Genomic DNA, 13,747 nt, shown 5'->3' on the forward strand with positions numbered 1-13,747 from the left:
ATTTTTTCTCCGAGAATAAGAGCAAGCACTTTATCCCGGAGAGTGTCGGATGAGTTCAAAGACAGCCGCAAAACGCTATAGAACAAAAGAGATGGCGCATATTGAAGTCTATGGCCACATCGGGATTTTGGTGGCCAAACTTCGCAATCTCTCGCAAACCGGCGCATTCCTGGAAGTGTCTCAAGGCGACTATGTCCCTCAAAAAGGTGATTTGCTAAATCTCACAGTTAAGCTAGACACCGTCGAACGGACTCACAACGTGGCCGCAGAAGTGATTTGGAGCAAAGGTTTGGGACTTGGCATTTGCTTTATCCATAAAGACCAAATCCTCGAAAGAATGATGGCCAAAACTGGCAGCTTCTAATATGATCTCTGCTTAATGCAGATTCACACAAATCAAGACCTCAGCTCTTCCAACACCCTTCAATTGCGCTCGCAAGCCGAGCATTACGTGGAATTGCATAAGCCCGAAGATCTGCACTTCTTATTGAACGATTCTCAAGTCAAAAAGATGAACTGGAAGATCCTGGGAGGCGGAAGCAACCTGGTACTCCCCTACAAGGTTCAGGGTTTGGTTCTAAAAGTCGCCAATCAAGGCTGGTCCCTGATCAACGAAGACACTGATTACTGGTTCGTCAAAGCCCAAGCTGGCGACATCTGGAACGAGTTTGTGCAATGGACCCTGGCACAAGGCTATTGGGGGCTGGAAAATCTGTCCTTGATCCCCGGAACCGTGGGGGCTGCCCCGATTCAGAATATCGGGGCCTATGGTGTTGAGGTGAAGGACAGCCTGTGGGAAGTGACCTGCCTTGAGCTGATATCCGGTGAAACGAAAGTCTTTTCGAACAAGGATTGTCGCTTCTCGTATCGGGAGAGTTTCTTTAAACAAGAAGGTGCCGGCAAGTATCTGATCTGGGATGTGACTTTCCGTCTGCCCAAGAAAAACACCTTACGACTGGAATACGGCGATATCCGCAAGGAAGTCGAACGCCAGGGTTGGACTTTGGATGCACGCAGCGTTGCCAAAGCCGTGATCAATATCCGTCAAAGTAAATTGCCGGATCCCAAAGTCATCGGCAATGCTGGAAGCTTCTTTAAAAATCCCATCGTCACACAAGAACTGCGCGATCAACTTCTGATCACCTATCCCAATCTGGTCAGCTTTCCTTATGAGCAGGGTCAGTTCAAGCTGGCGGCAGGCTGGTTGATTGATCAAACCGGCTGGAAGGGCAGAACTCTTGGTCCCGTGGGCATGTACGAAAAGCAGGCGCTGGTGTTGGTGAATCACGGTGGCGCGACGGCAGAAGATGTTTGGCGGCTGGCAAGTCAGGTGGCCCTGGATGTGAAAAACAAATTCGGCGTGGATATCGAACCCGAACCTATTCGCTGGTAGCCTGACAAGCTGGACCTAGGTCGGCACGACTCTACCTAAGCCTTGTACCCTAACATAAAATCCTCTCACAATATGGTATCTGAGAATCTCAGAAACCCAAGGAGGGGTTATGAAAATCACCAAATGGCTGAGCCTTGTTGCCGTTGCAGCGATGGCACTTTTGCCAATCCAAAATGCACAATCTGTCGATACCAATCAATACTGGATGAAAGTTCGCGCGACCGACAAGTTTCAACGAAGCCTGATTGCCGACACCGGTGCAACGATTGAAACCACTCGCGAAGACTATGTGATTGCGGTGGGCAGCCTGGATGAAAAGAACGCCATCGAAGAACTGGGACTTTTGGAGGTCAGCTTTCCGTTGACTGAAGCCATGGACTTCCCAGCCAAGGATGCCGCTTTTCATAACTATGCCGAAATGACCGACAAGCTCCGCACCCTGACGCAGCAACACTCCGGCATTTCTCAAATGAACTCCATCGGAAAATCATTGGAAGGCCGTGACATCTGGGCTGTGAGAATCTCTGGGGACCTTGCTCAGGCGGATTCATTCCCGGCGGCGATCTTCATGGGCGGACACCATGCCCGTGAGCATCTGTCCATTGAGCTGCCAATTTATTACATCGAATACCTGCTAACGGAATACGCCAACGGCAATCCGCGCATCCAACGTCTGGTGAACGGACGCGATCTGCACTTCATCCCAATGGTCAATCCAGATGGCGCTGAGTATGACATTTCCACTGGCAGCTATAAATCCTGGAGAAAAAATCGCCGCCAGAACAGCAACGGCACTTACGGAGTGGATCTGAATCGCAATTATGGCTACGGTTGGGGCGGCGGCGGTGCCAGCACAAGCCCTGGCAGTGATACCTATCGTGGACCTTCCGCCTTTAGCGAACCGGAAACTCAAGCGATCAAAAACTATGTGGAAGCGCACGAGAATATCACAAGTCTTCTTTCCTTCCACACCTATTCACAGTTGATTCTTTACCCTTGGGGGCATCAATACGAAGGCATCGCCAACAGCCGCGACAAACAAGTTCATGAAGTGATGGCAAAAAAGATGGCAGAATGGAACGGCTATCGCCCTCAACAGTCTTCTGAACTATACATTGCCAGCGGAGACACCACTGACTGGTCCTATGGACAACACAAAATCATCTCTTTCACCTTTGAGCTGGATCCAGCCAACAGCGGCTGGGGTGGCGGAGGCTTCTATCCCGGTGCTCAAATCATTCCCGAAGTGCAAAGAAAGAATTTAGAACCGGTGCTGTACATGATCGAATACGCCGACAACCCTTACCGGGTGTTGGAAAGTGGCGGTCCGATCTTCAAGCCTTAAGGAAAGTAAAAACAAAATATACTCTGAAAAGGACGCTGAAATTGGCGTCCTTTTTTTGTTTTTTTGCACAGATACTCCTGCCAAGGTCTAATTTCTCAGATTTGGACTCTGTATTTTGACGGTACCAACTTCATGCTTGATGTATGCCAAGCATCAGCTATCAAATCATCCCACTTCATCATGTGTGTGATTCCCAAAAAGAGCTCCTCAATGAAGTCTTCGGACTTTGGGAAGAAACGTTCGGTCATGTGCTTAACAGCGCCGGTGTCGAACTGGATTACGATGACTTCTTCCGCTGTCATGCCGCCGGGGTGCTGCTTTATAAAAATGAAGTGGTGGGATTTAATCTATTCACCACTTTCGATCTGAATCTGCACGCCCACCGCAACCACAACTACTTCAAAGATCTTGATCCCCAGTTTGTAAAATCAGTCACCAAACAAGGCAGCAAGATCATGACGATGGAATACTTCACCCTGTCGCCCCTTTGGCGCAAGCAGTCCCAGGAAATTCCCTGGGGCGAGATCCTGACAGGACTGGGACTATTCTACATGGATCAATCACCTGCCGACCTAGTGGTCGGGACTCCCCGCGTGGATCTGAAAGTGGATTCCATGTGTGAACGCCTGGGGGCTACGATCCAGGGTCACATCGAGAAAATGAACTACAAATGCGCCATCGCGGTCTTTGAAAAAAAAGATCAGCGCCACTTCGCCAATCCTCTGACCCACCACTGGGTGAAAAAGCTCTGGGCCAAGTATATTCACAAGAAACAAGAAAGAAGCTCGGCATCACCACCACCGTTTGAGATGACCCTTGCCGACAGTCCCTCGTCCGTTTAGACTGTGACAGCACCACTTCAGCAATACCGGAGGTATTTTCGTGGCCTATCACGTTCACAGCGACAAGCCTTTCTTTGATTTGATCATCGGGGATAAAACATTTTCTTCCTGGTCCATGCGTGCGTGGCTGGTGGCGGTTCAGTCGGGCCTGCCGTTTAAGGAAATCAATATCACTCTGGATCAGCCTGACACGACAAAGAAGATCCTGAAATACTCCCCTGCAGGCAAAGTTCCCGCCCTTCGCAATGGCAAAATCATCATCTGGGATTCTTTGGCGATTGCTGAATATATCAATGAACTTTCCCCTGAAGCGCAGCTGTGGCCTGAAGACATCGGAGCCCGAGCCCTGGCAAGAAGTTATGCCGCGGAAGTACATTCTGGTTTTGCCTCTTTGCGGGCACAACTAAGCATGGATTTGCAACACAAAGGGGACGTCAGACATCTGTCTCCGGGCACTATCAAAGACATTGAGCGCATTTTACAGATGTGGACAACCGCCCTTAAAGTCAGTGAGGGACCTTATCTGTTTGGTGACTTCTGTATCGCCGATGCCTTCTTTGCGCCGATCGTCTTCCGCTTCCTATCATACAACGTGCAGATCAAAGACAAGACGGTCCGCCAGTATATGAAGAACATCCAAGAACATCACGGTGTGCAGTTCTGGGTGGCAGAAGCTCTGAAAGAGAAAATCGCTCGTAAAGTCTTTTGACACTCCGGTAAAGCTTTCAAGGCCCCCCGGCCACCCCTTTACATAAAGACATGAAAAGGTGAACTTCTAGCGACGATGAAGTTCACCTTTTTTACTTTCTTGTTGAGCATTCTTTTAACTCCTGCTGCCCAGGCCGGTCGCGCCATCGTGTTCATGAAGGACCGCCAGGCCTTTGAAACCGCACGACTTCCCGTCAAGGTTCAAAAGCACCTAAAGAATTTAAACACCTTCATCGTCGAAGCCCCACACGAGTCGCAGCTGCAAGCTCTTAAAAATCTTCCCGGTGTCAGCTATGTGGAAAAAGAACATAACCATCCCCTGGGCCTGCGCCCGCAAAAACAATCCCGTTTGGCCAATATCGCCATTGACCGAGCAGAAAGAACCTGGGGCCTGGAAGCTATCAAAGCCCCCCAAGCATGGGACCTCGCGGGGAAAGGTCAGGGCATTCGCGTGCTGGTGCTGGATACCGGCATTGATCCAAAACACCCCTCCTTGAAAGACAACTTTGAAAAAGGCCGTGACTTTACCGGCCTGAGCAAAGGCGAAGACTTCACTGATCAAACCGGTCACGGGACTCACGTCGCAGGCACAGTGGCCGCGGTCGAAAACCATGCGGGTTTTGCCGGTGTGGCGCCGAAAGCTAAAATTCTAGCTGGTCGCGTGTGCAGTGAAATGGGTTGCAACAACGTTGCGATGATTGAAGGACTGGATTGGGGCGTAAGTGAAAAAGTCGACGTGATCAATCTGTCTTTGGGCTCTACAAGTTCGTCCCCCGCAGAACAAGAGGCGATCTTGCGTGCGGATCGTGCCGGCATTTCTGTGGTGGCGGCGACGGGCAATTACGGTATCGACAGTGTTCTTTTCCCAGCGGCCTATCCTTCAGTGATTGCTGTCGGGGCCGTGGATAGAAATATGGAAATCGCATCGTTTTCCCAGTACGGACCTGAAGTGACCGTGGTGGCTCCGGGTGTGGAGGTGATTTCCACCTATCCAGTGGGCAAAGGTCGCAAAAGCTTTTTGACTTTGAAGGTGGGTCCCCGCCGGATTCAGTCTTCGATTGATTTGATGATAGGAACCACGCCCAGCTGGAATCCTCAGGAAATGACGGTGGTCGATTGCGGTTGGGGTCGTCCCGAGGATTTTAAGGGAAAAGATCTGACTGGAAAGATCGCTCTGGTTGCAAAAACAAATCAGAACTTTGCAGATCAGATCAGGTCAGCCATGCTTGCAGGTTCTCGCCACGTTCTGATCTACAATACGGATGACCAATACACGGACCTCCGTTTGTTTGAAAAAGAAAATTCGCTCTTTGCCAGCGCCTACTTGATTGATGCAAAACTGGGTTGGGAACTGAGATCTTTGCTTGCCGCCGGGAAAAATCCGGTCGTGTCATTGCAGACGATTGGGACCAATTACTTTGAAACGTTTGGAACTTCCATGGCCTCACCGCACGTCGCGGGGGTCGTGGCCCTGATCAAAGCCACCAACAAAAAGCTGACTCCCGCACAGATCAAGTCCCTGCTGATAAAGACAGCCCTGCCATTGACTCCGAATGATCATAACAAGTTCGGCGCAGGATTGGTTGATGCACAAGCCGCTGTCATCGAAGCCCAACGACTTTTGAAATAGTCGACCCGAGGTGGAGTCTTTCCAGCCAATAATGTGCCTGCTGTCAAATATTGAGACAGTCACTTGCCTTCAGGTAGTCTCTAAATGCATAAAAGGTTGGCCAGAGCCTTGCTAAATGGATGTCTGGATTCCTTGAGAGAGGTTTTTACGTATGTTGAAGTTCTTGTTGGCTGCTGCAGTTATGATCGGATTTGGGTTGTCCCAGGCTCAGGCTTCGGGTCTTTGCCAGGTTTCCAAGACCGCCAAGCTTGCCATGGACCAACGAGACGATCTGCGCTTGCGATGCCTTAAACAAAAGAAACAACAGATCTCTGTGGCCCAGTGTCTTAACATCGCGGCCAACATGGAGTATTCTACCAATGCGGAAGATGCACGTTTGATTTGCCTTTATGATCTGCGCACGCGTCCGACGTTAAAGGAATGCCATAACATCACGAAGGCTATGGAATTCCCAGACTCAGGAGATGAAGCCCGTTGGGAGTGCCTGCGTCACTTTAATAAGACGATCTCAAAGAAGCAGTGTAATAAGCTCGCCCAAAGCATGAGTTACCCTGCGAACGAGCAAAGAGCGCTCCAGTACTGCGATCAAGAGCTTCAGTAGTTTTCGTCGAAGAAAGCCTCACATTATTCTTAAGATTTTATTTACAAACATTACAGGTTTGTAAAAAACCAGACTTGCCCACGCGTCCAGACGAACCTATTCTGTCCTCACGGACTTCGGGTCCACAGAAAGGGTATTCGTTAATCATGATGTCACCGGAAGAAAAAACGAAGAAAACTAAGATTATCGTCAAGGCACCTACTCAAGAACGTTCACGCCAGACAGTTGCGACTATCTTGGATGCCTGTTCTCGCCTGCTAGTAAGTGAAGGCTTTTACTCTATCACGACGGATAAAATCGCCAAAGAGGCGGGCGTTAGCATCGGGTCTTTGTACCAATTCTTTGGCAACAAAGAATCCGTTGTTCAGGCCGTGGTGAAGAATATCCTGGAGGAAGACAAACGCATCTTCAGTGAGAAAATGCGCGCCATCTCTCCACTTCCACCGGAACAGCGTGTGAAGGGAATGATTGAACTTGCTGTGGAGACCACTCGCCGCAACTCAGAACTTCGCTCTAAACTGACCACCATTCAGTACTATGTAGCCGAAGCTGCTTATATGTCTGAGTCCATCCGGTTCTTCCAGGAGGTTGTTCGCTACAATCTGCCTCAGATCCCGGGTCGCGATATGGAAAAGATCTCCTACATCATGGTCAATGCCTTTATCGGCCTGACTAACACCATGGCGATCGACAACCCGACAGCCATCCATGATGCGGCCATCGTTGAAGAGATCTATCAGCTCTTCCACAAGTATCTGGATATGAATGCAACGGCACCGGCTCCTGCGGCGACTGTAAACCGCAGCAAAGGTGACTTCATCTAAGATCGACTTTTAGAAAATAAAAAAGGGAGCTGCAAAGCTCCCTTTTTTTGTGCCCTGATTTAATTTCGGACTTATTTTCGTTCCATTGCCACCATGCGGTCACGGCGAGCCAGGGAAATCAAAGCCACATTGTACTTGTCTTTAGGAACGGCAATCACTGTTTTCGCAGGGATCGGATGACCTTTGCGGGCTTTGAATGTCAGGTGGGGATTGAAGATCTGAGCCTTGCGGTCATCACCGTCAAACCAACTGACGATCTCTTTATATTTCACTGATACTGGCAATTTCAGATCCTGGGCATCCAAAGGCTTGGACCACACCACAGAACCGAAATATTTGTTTGCGTTCTTTTCCACTTCCACTGCCGCCAAGAAGCTTGCGTAGAAGTTACGGGACGCAAAGCCGAAGCTTTTGCGTGAACGAACATTGGCAATCAACTCACCCAACTCACGGGTTTTATAATTTTCCGTCATCTTGCGCACGCCCGTAGGACCGTGGTTGTAACCCGTCACCGCCAAAGGCCAGGATTGCAACATGCCGTAATTCTGACGAAGAAGCTTCGCCGCCAACTTGGTTGCTTCCATCGGATGGTTGCGTTTGTCCACTGTCGGGGTAATCATTTTATAAGGCTTTGCCGTGTAGGGCATGATCTGCCAGATACCGCTCGCCCCGACTTTAGAGCGCGCCATAATATTGAAACTGCTTTCAACGAATGCCAGGCGAGTCAGTTCGACCGGGACCTTGGCATCACGGAAGATCTTTTCCATCTCTTCAATGTAGCGACCGGAATAGAAGATCGCATCCTGCATACGATCCTTTTGACCCAACTGGAAGCGAAGACGGTCCCTTTCTTCCTGGGAAAGTTTTAAACCGATGACTTTTTTAACCTCATCGATCTTCTTCTGCTGGGCACGTTCACCCACAAGGCCTGTCAAATCGACCACTTCATAAACGGTCTCGACATTTTCAGCATCATGGATCACACCCTGATTCGTGGAGTACTTGGTATAGATATCCACCCAGAACTGAACCTGCTTTTCCATGCCCTTCGGGATTGCAAAAGCTTCGTCATGATAGCCTAAGAAGGACTCCTGACCAGAAAACACCGGCGCACGCCAAGGACGACTTTCCTCCGGGTTTCTTCCCATCACCTGTGGAACGACCTGAGAAGCAAGATCCCCTTGAGCCATCGCCATCGGCGCACTCAAAAGAACTGCGTATAGAATTGAGACACTAAATTTCATCATGGAGGTCCACCTTCCACAGTTTTATTCGGCTTATTTTACAAGATAGATAAGTAAATTATCAAAAAACGAACGAATCTTCGTCTCATCCGTAGAACCATTGTAAACGAAAGAGAAAGTCACAACTCGACCGTCCTCCAAACCCGCATAACCCGCCAAGGAGACAACGCCAGTCAGGAATCCCGTTTTCGCACGCACCCAGCGTTCGGCCGGAGAGTTTTTCATGCGCTTCTTCAGCGTGCCATCAACCCCTGCGATCGGCAAGGAGGTCAGGAACTCCGGCTGGACTCGGAAGTCGTTGCGTAAATGCTGCAGGACCTTCCACATAGCGAACGATGACATTTTGTTATCGCGAGTCAAACCCGACGGCGACTGCAAATGATACTGATCCGCCGGCACACCCAGACTTTGCATGTGCTCATTCAAAACAGCCACGCCATCTGCCAATGAAGCACCCTTTGTTTTTTTCACGGCCCCCATATTCTTTGTCAGCATCTCTGCCACATAGTTGTTGGAGAACTTGTTCATGTCAGCCACGATGGCTTCGATCGCCTTGCTTTCTGATTCGGCAACCAGTTCAGCCTTCTCTGGTGTGACACCATTTTTGATGTTTCCGGTGAGTTGAATTCCCCGCTGTGCCAGAAAAGATTTCAAATTGTAGCCTGCCCAAAGGTCGGGCTGCGTGATGTTCTTAAAGACAACAACCTCTTTCAGGCCCTGCCCGATGCTGCCGCCGACATGAATCACATCGCCATCGAACTTTTTGTCCTCCTGACGATCCGCCAGAAGTTTGTTCGCCGAACCCGCGACAGTCTTGGCTTTGTTCACCAGACGGATGTAATCATTTTCAGGATCAATGGAAACATCCGCCCCATTTCCCACACCGTTGGGACGAACGAAAATATTCACGGAGTTCCAGTTAAAGCTCATCGCCCCGACTGGCGCATCATAGGCGCGATCCACCCGCTCTTTTTGGCGGCTCATGTCGTAGCGAATCTTATCAAACAGAGAATCATCAACGACAATGTCCCCTTCGATCTTCTTGATTTTCGCACGTGTGAACGCGTTCACCAGGAACCACATATTTTCAGAAACAAACGACGGATCCCCGCCGCCTTTCAGATAGATATTCCCTTTCAAGGTGCCATTTTTGACATCCCCTGTGGTCAGCAACTGAGTTTTGAACTTGTACCCCGGAGGAAAAGACGCCAAAACCGCCGAAGCCGTCGCCACCTTGGAAATAGAGGCCGGAATCATCACCTTCTGACCATTCACGTCCAGCAAAGTCTTCAGCTCCTCCCCCTCACCAATGGTCGCATAGATACCAACATCCTTGGTACTCACCCCATACTTCTTAGCCAAAGCCTCAAACTCTCTCTGAACATCCCCAAACTTCTCATCGGCCCGCGCCGAAACTGCTACAAAAACAATCAAACAAACATTCAAAAGAAATCTCACGAAGTCTCCAATCCCAATGAGAAAAGCCAGCTCAGAAGCAAAAGAAAGCGGGTCAAAAAGGTTCAGCCGCAAGGCGGAGGGATGCCCTCGCAACGCAGGCGTGCCCGTGGCACGTCGAAGTGAGAAGGCGTCCCGACAAGAATAGCAGGATGCTATTCTTGCGCGCCAGCCCGATAGGGCAAGGGCAGGAGCCCGCAGCACAACGCAGTCGGATGGACCTTTTTCACCCGCTTTCTAGACGATGGTAATGAGAGGTTTTTTCGTTCGCAAGTCCTTGTGTGAATTGTTAGACTGAAGTGCATGAAAAAACGCGAATGGCTAATTGTGATTCTTCCTCTTCTAGCGACGTGGTCTTTGGACCGCATCACAAAAGTATGGGCCACTGGCATCACCCAGATTAAATCCTTCGGTCCGGTGCACTTCGTTCTGCACCACAATCACGGTGCGATGTTGGGACTGTTTTCAGACCTTCCGTCCGTTCTGCGTATTGTGTCTTTATCCACCGGCGGTGCTTTCCTGCTAGCGACCTACGCCTTGATTCAGTATCTGCTGCCGATCAAGTCCCTGACGCTGCGTTCGGGTTTGTCCATCTTGATTGGCGGGATCATCGGGAATGTCACCGACCGCATCGTCTGGGGTTACGTGGTCGACTTCATTGTCCTGGGAACTCCGTCCCTGTCCAGTCCAGCCTTTAACATCGCCGATGCCTTGCAATGGCTGGGCTATGGATTGATCGTCTATGCGATCATTCGTGAGGGAGAACTGCTGTGGCCGGAAAATAACGTGCGCAAGCAGTACTGGGTGAATATGCCTTTCCAGCTGAAATACTGCTTCATTCTGATGGGCGTGGGTTTAAGTCTGACTTTGATTTGCTCGGTGTTTTCCTACACCTATATGCGCGTAACGATTCAGGAGCTGGTCGGAAATAATGCTTTTCTGCTGAACAAGTTTCTGGTGCCGTTTGTAATCACGTTCCTGATTATCTCTGTCGCTTTCTGCGCGATCCTGTTCGCGGTCGGTCGCCTGATCTCCCACCGTATCGCAGGGCCTTTGTATGCATTTGAAAGGTTCCTGAATGAAGCCCTGGAAGGAAAAGCCAACGCCAATCTAAAATTGCGCGCCGGTGACGAGTTCAAGCATCTGGAAGAATTGGCGGAAGAGGTCAACAAACGCCTGCACCAGATCAAAAAAGAGCGCACCGTCAACGTCATCGAGTACTCTGAAAGCGAATAAGCCCAGGTATTTGTTACACTCCGACCCGAACTCATCTTTGAACCCTGAATAATTTCAGGGGTTTCGCTGGCTTTTCCATGGGCCTGTGCTATACCGTTCGCCATGAACGAAACAAAACCTCTGAAGGCAGTCCTTGTCGGCATCCAAACCCCTCGCACCACTTATGAAGAGACCCAAGAGTCCTTGACGGAGCTTTCCCGTCTGGTCACCACTTTGGGCTATGAGGTTGTCGGCCAAATGTCCCAGCGTCGTACGTCCACGAAGACAGCAACAGTCCTTGGGGATGGAAAACTGATGGAACTGGCAGAATGGACCGGTGGCACTGGAAAAGTGGCGCCGTCTTTTGTGAAGAAGAAACACAAGGCCGCCCTGAAGTTCAGCAAAAACAAAGAGGACGAAGACGATGATCTTTTCGGAGACAACGTCGAAGAGGTCTTTGATGTCGAACAAGGAGCAGAGGATCTGGATGCTTCTGCTGACTCAGCTCCCAAAGAAACGGCCGAAGTTGTGGTCTTTGACTGTGACCTTTCGCCTTCCCAATTAAAGCTTGTTGAAAGCGCCACCAGTGCCAAGGTTTTGGATCGCACGGGTGTGATCATTGAGATCTTCAGTCGTCACGCCAGAACCAAAGCGGCCCGTTCCCAGGTGGAAATTGCTCGTTTAAAATACGTAGCCCCGCGCATGCGCGAGGCTTTAGGGGATGATGATCGTCAGGGAGGTGGCGGTAAAGGGGCCGGGGAAACCAGCATCGAATTGGATCGCCGTAAAATCCGTGACCGCATCAAAGAACTGAAACAAGAGCTGGCCGCCGTATCACAGGAACTGGATCAGCGCCGCGCACGTCGTGATCAGGAAATTTCCGTGGCTTTGGTGGGTTATACCAACGCTGGAAAGTCCTCTTTAATGCGTGCTCTGACTGGCAGTGATGTTCTTGTCGCCGACAAACTGTTTGCGACCCTGGACACCACGGTCCGTGTTCTTTATCCAGAGACCCGTCCCCGTATTCTGGTTTCCGACACCGTTGGTTTTATCAAAAAACTTCCGCACGATCTGGTGGCCTCGTTCAAATCCACTTTGGACGAAGCGGCCAATGCTTCGCTTTTACTTTACACTGTGGACTGCTCTGATCCGACGTTCCGATCCCAGCTGGAAGTCACGCGCACGGTTTTGGCCGAAGTCGGTGCGGCCGATCTGCCAAGTTTCCTGATTTTCAATAAACGCGATCGCCTGACGCCGGAACAAGAAGCCGAGTTGGCAAAAGAATTCCCAACTGCTCACTTCATGTCTGCAAAGAACCCTGACGATGTGGCCGCTTTGCATGCCAAACTGGTCAAACACTTTGAAGAAGAGATGATCGAGGAAGACGTCCTGATTCCTTACACAACTCAAGGGGCCATCGGCGAAATCCGCAGCAAAATGCGCGTGCTTTCAGAAAACTATGAAGGCAATGGCGTTGTGCTGAAGATCCGCGCCCACAAACAGGATCTGGAACAAATGAAAGAGCGCTTTGACCTGACCCCAAACAAGTCCAAAAAGAAAAGCAAACTTAGCTGGAATATCGACGAAGACTAAATCCAGATCACCTGGGCATCACTGATACGATTTAAATAGTATCTTTTATGCGACTGATCTTTATGGCAGAAGGCGTACAGATAGTCGCCATCGGGATTGCGAACGATGCCAATCGGTGTGACCCGGCGGGTTTCACCTTTGTTGGATCCACCTTCATAGGACATATCGACATCTTTTTTGGTCTGAATAGCATCGATCAGCGTTTTGATCGGCGCCGCCGTCAGCGCATTGATGGAATAGTCTTTCCATTGCAGGTTCTTCCCCTGACTTTTGATGGCTCCGGCCAAAGTCATTTCCGGTGGCATCTTGGCAAAACAAGCCAGTCCCACATGCAGGCAGGCCTTAGCATCGTCGTAAGCCCGGTGCGCTTGACCGCCATCAATTCCCAGGTGCTTCACCAAGGTTTGCAGCTTGTGATTGTCCACGCCGTGAATCCACTTTCTGGACAGCAGACTGGTGCACAAAGCAGGCTCAGTCAAAACAGGCAGAAAAGCCTTTTCAAAATCAATGGCCATGAATCCCAGATCAAAAGGGGCATGGTGTGCCATCACCACAGCACCCTTGAAGAATTCGTGGATCTCCTGGATTTTTTCAGAGATTAAAGGGGCATCCTTTACCATCTCATTGGTGATGCCGTGGATGCCGATGATAAAGTCACTCATCAGTTCGCGCGGTTTGAACAAAAACTGCAAGCGCCCGACTTCTTCCCCCTTGTACCACTTCACGGCCCCGAACTCGACCACGTCAAATCCGATCGGATAAGCTCCGCTGGTTTCGGTATCAAAGGCAACATAGGTGTATTCGTTTAGTGGCAAATCCAGGTTCATAGCGGGCCAATCTACCCGTCCTTGGGCTTTTGGTCCAGTTCCCGTTGCAGGATACCTGCGAAAACTTTGT

At 50.1% G+C, this 13,747-nt stretch carries 13 protein-coding genes; 10 read left to right on the plus strand and 3 right to left on the minus strand.

Going from position 1 to position 13,747, the window contains the following annotated elements; genetic code table 11:
* Window positions 1-49 precede the first annotated feature (49 nt).
* The 8 genes from ACZ5ZZ_RS14410 to ACZ5ZZ_RS14445 all read left to right on the plus strand — a co-directional run bounded on the left by ACZ5ZZ_RS14410 (window position 50) and on the right by ACZ5ZZ_RS14445 (window position 7,343).
* Window positions 50-364: a PilZ domain-containing protein gene (locus ACZ5ZZ_RS14410; protein WP_464118403.1), complete on the plus strand. Its 315-nt coding sequence runs from the start codon at window positions 50-52 to the stop codon at window positions 362-364.
* A 15-nt stretch (window positions 365-379) separates the two neighbouring features.
* Complete coding sequence (murB, locus tag ACZ5ZZ_RS14415; RefSeq protein ID WP_464131973.1) at window positions 380-1,393, plus strand: UDP-N-acetylmuramate dehydrogenase; 1,014 nt, start codon at window positions 380-382, stop codon at window positions 1,391-1,393.
* A gap of 109 nt (window positions 1,394-1,502) precedes the next feature.
* Complete coding sequence (locus ACZ5ZZ_RS14420) at window positions 1,503-2,738, plus strand: M14 family metallopeptidase (RefSeq protein ID WP_464140014.1); 1,236 nt, start codon at window positions 1,503-1,505, stop codon at window positions 2,736-2,738.
* 143 nt (window positions 2,739-2,881) lie between these two features.
* Complete coding sequence (locus tag ACZ5ZZ_RS14425) at window positions 2,882-3,580, plus strand: hypothetical protein (RefSeq protein ID WP_464131975.1); 699 nt, start codon at window positions 2,882-2,884, stop codon at window positions 3,578-3,580.
* Between the two features lie 40 nt (window positions 3,581-3,620).
* Complete coding sequence (locus tag ACZ5ZZ_RS14430) at window positions 3,621-4,289, plus strand: glutathione S-transferase family protein (protein WP_464140016.1); 669 nt, start codon at window positions 3,621-3,623, stop codon at window positions 4,287-4,289.
* Window positions 4,290-4,391: 102 nt separating this feature from the next.
* The gene (locus ACZ5ZZ_RS14435) at window positions 4,392-5,918 is read left to right on the plus strand and encodes a S8 family serine peptidase (RefSeq protein WP_464140018.1); all 1,527 of its coding nucleotides are present in this window, start codon (window positions 4,392-4,394) and stop codon (window positions 5,916-5,918) included.
* A 151-nt stretch (window positions 5,919-6,069) separates the two neighbouring features.
* A complete protein-coding gene (locus ACZ5ZZ_RS14440) occupies window positions 6,070-6,519 on the plus strand; it encodes a hypothetical protein (RefSeq protein WP_464140020.1) in 450 nt (149 codons plus the stop codon).
* 146 nt (window positions 6,520-6,665) lie between these two features.
* A complete protein-coding gene (locus ACZ5ZZ_RS14445; RefSeq protein ID WP_464140022.1) occupies window positions 6,666-7,343 on the plus strand; it encodes a TetR/AcrR family transcriptional regulator in 678 nt (225 codons plus the stop codon).
* Between the two features lie 71 nt (window positions 7,344-7,414).
* On the opposite strand, the gene ACZ5ZZ_RS14450 is transcribed toward ACZ5ZZ_RS14445, so the two are convergent.
* Entirely contained in the window at window positions 7,415-8,590 is a 1,176-nt protein-coding gene (locus ACZ5ZZ_RS14450) for a lytic transglycosylase domain-containing protein (protein WP_464118411.1), read from the minus strand.
* Between the two features lie 30 nt (window positions 8,591-8,620).
* A complete protein-coding gene (gene dacB, locus ACZ5ZZ_RS14455) occupies window positions 8,621-10,045 on the minus strand; it encodes a D-alanyl-D-alanine carboxypeptidase/D-alanyl-D-alanine endopeptidase (RefSeq protein ID WP_464118412.1) in 1,425 nt (474 codons plus the stop codon).
* Between the two features lie 300 nt (window positions 10,046-10,345).
* On the opposite strand from dacB, the gene ACZ5ZZ_RS14460 reads away from it, so the two are divergent.
* Window positions 10,346-11,278 (plus strand): signal peptidase II, encoded by a 933-nt coding sequence (locus ACZ5ZZ_RS14460; RefSeq protein WP_464118413.1) that lies wholly within the window; start codon window positions 10,346-10,348, stop codon window positions 11,276-11,278.
* A 102-nt stretch (window positions 11,279-11,380) separates the two neighbouring features.
* Window positions 11,381-12,850 (plus strand): GTPase HflX, encoded by a 1,470-nt coding sequence (gene hflX, locus ACZ5ZZ_RS14465; RefSeq protein ID WP_464140024.1) that lies wholly within the window; start codon window positions 11,381-11,383, stop codon window positions 12,848-12,850.
* On the opposite strand, the gene ACZ5ZZ_RS14470 is transcribed toward hflX, so the two are convergent.
* A complete protein-coding gene (locus ACZ5ZZ_RS14470; protein WP_464118415.1) occupies window positions 12,847-13,677 on the minus strand; it encodes an exonuclease domain-containing protein in 831 nt (276 codons plus the stop codon). The two genes, hflX and ACZ5ZZ_RS14470, sit on opposite strands and share 4 nt — an antisense overlap.
* Window positions 13,678-13,747: the final 70 nt, after the last annotated feature.

The organism is Bdellovibrio sp. HM001, from assembly GCF_055397275.1.

Excerpts from the sequence above, each read along its gene's own strand:
- hflX (WP_464140024.1), top strand. The coding sequence starts at position 11,381 with ATGAACGAAACAAAACCTCTGAAGGCAGTCCTTGTCGGCATCCAAACC.
- ACZ5ZZ_RS14470 (WP_464118415.1), bottom strand. The coding sequence starts at position 13,677 with ATGAACCTGGATTTGCCACTAAACGAATACACCTATGTTGCCTTTGAT.
- ACZ5ZZ_RS14445 (WP_464140022.1), top strand. The coding sequence starts at position 6,666 with ATGATGTCACCGGAAGAAAAAACGAAGAAAACTAAGATTATCGTCAAG.
- ACZ5ZZ_RS14460 (WP_464118413.1), top strand. The coding sequence starts at position 10,346 with ATGAAAAAACGCGAATGGCTAATTGTGATTCTTCCTCTTCTAGCGACG.
- ACZ5ZZ_RS14410 (WP_464118403.1), top strand. The coding sequence starts at position 50 with ATGAGTTCAAAGACAGCCGCAAAACGCTATAGAACAAAAGAGATGGCG.
- murB (WP_464131973.1), top strand. The coding sequence starts at position 380 with ATGCAGATTCACACAAATCAAGACCTCAGCTCTTCCAACACCCTTCAA.
- ACZ5ZZ_RS14450 (WP_464118411.1), bottom strand. The coding sequence starts at position 8,590 with ATGATGAAATTTAGTGTCTCAATTCTATACGCAGTTCTTTTGAGTGCG.
- ACZ5ZZ_RS14425 (WP_464131975.1), top strand. The coding sequence starts at position 2,882 with ATGCCAAGCATCAGCTATCAAATCATCCCACTTCATCATGTGTGTGAT.
- ACZ5ZZ_RS14420 (WP_464140014.1), top strand. The coding sequence starts at position 1,503 with ATGAAAATCACCAAATGGCTGAGCCTTGTTGCCGTTGCAGCGATGGCA.
- ACZ5ZZ_RS14440 (WP_464140020.1), top strand. The coding sequence starts at position 6,070 with ATGTTGAAGTTCTTGTTGGCTGCTGCAGTTATGATCGGATTTGGGTTG.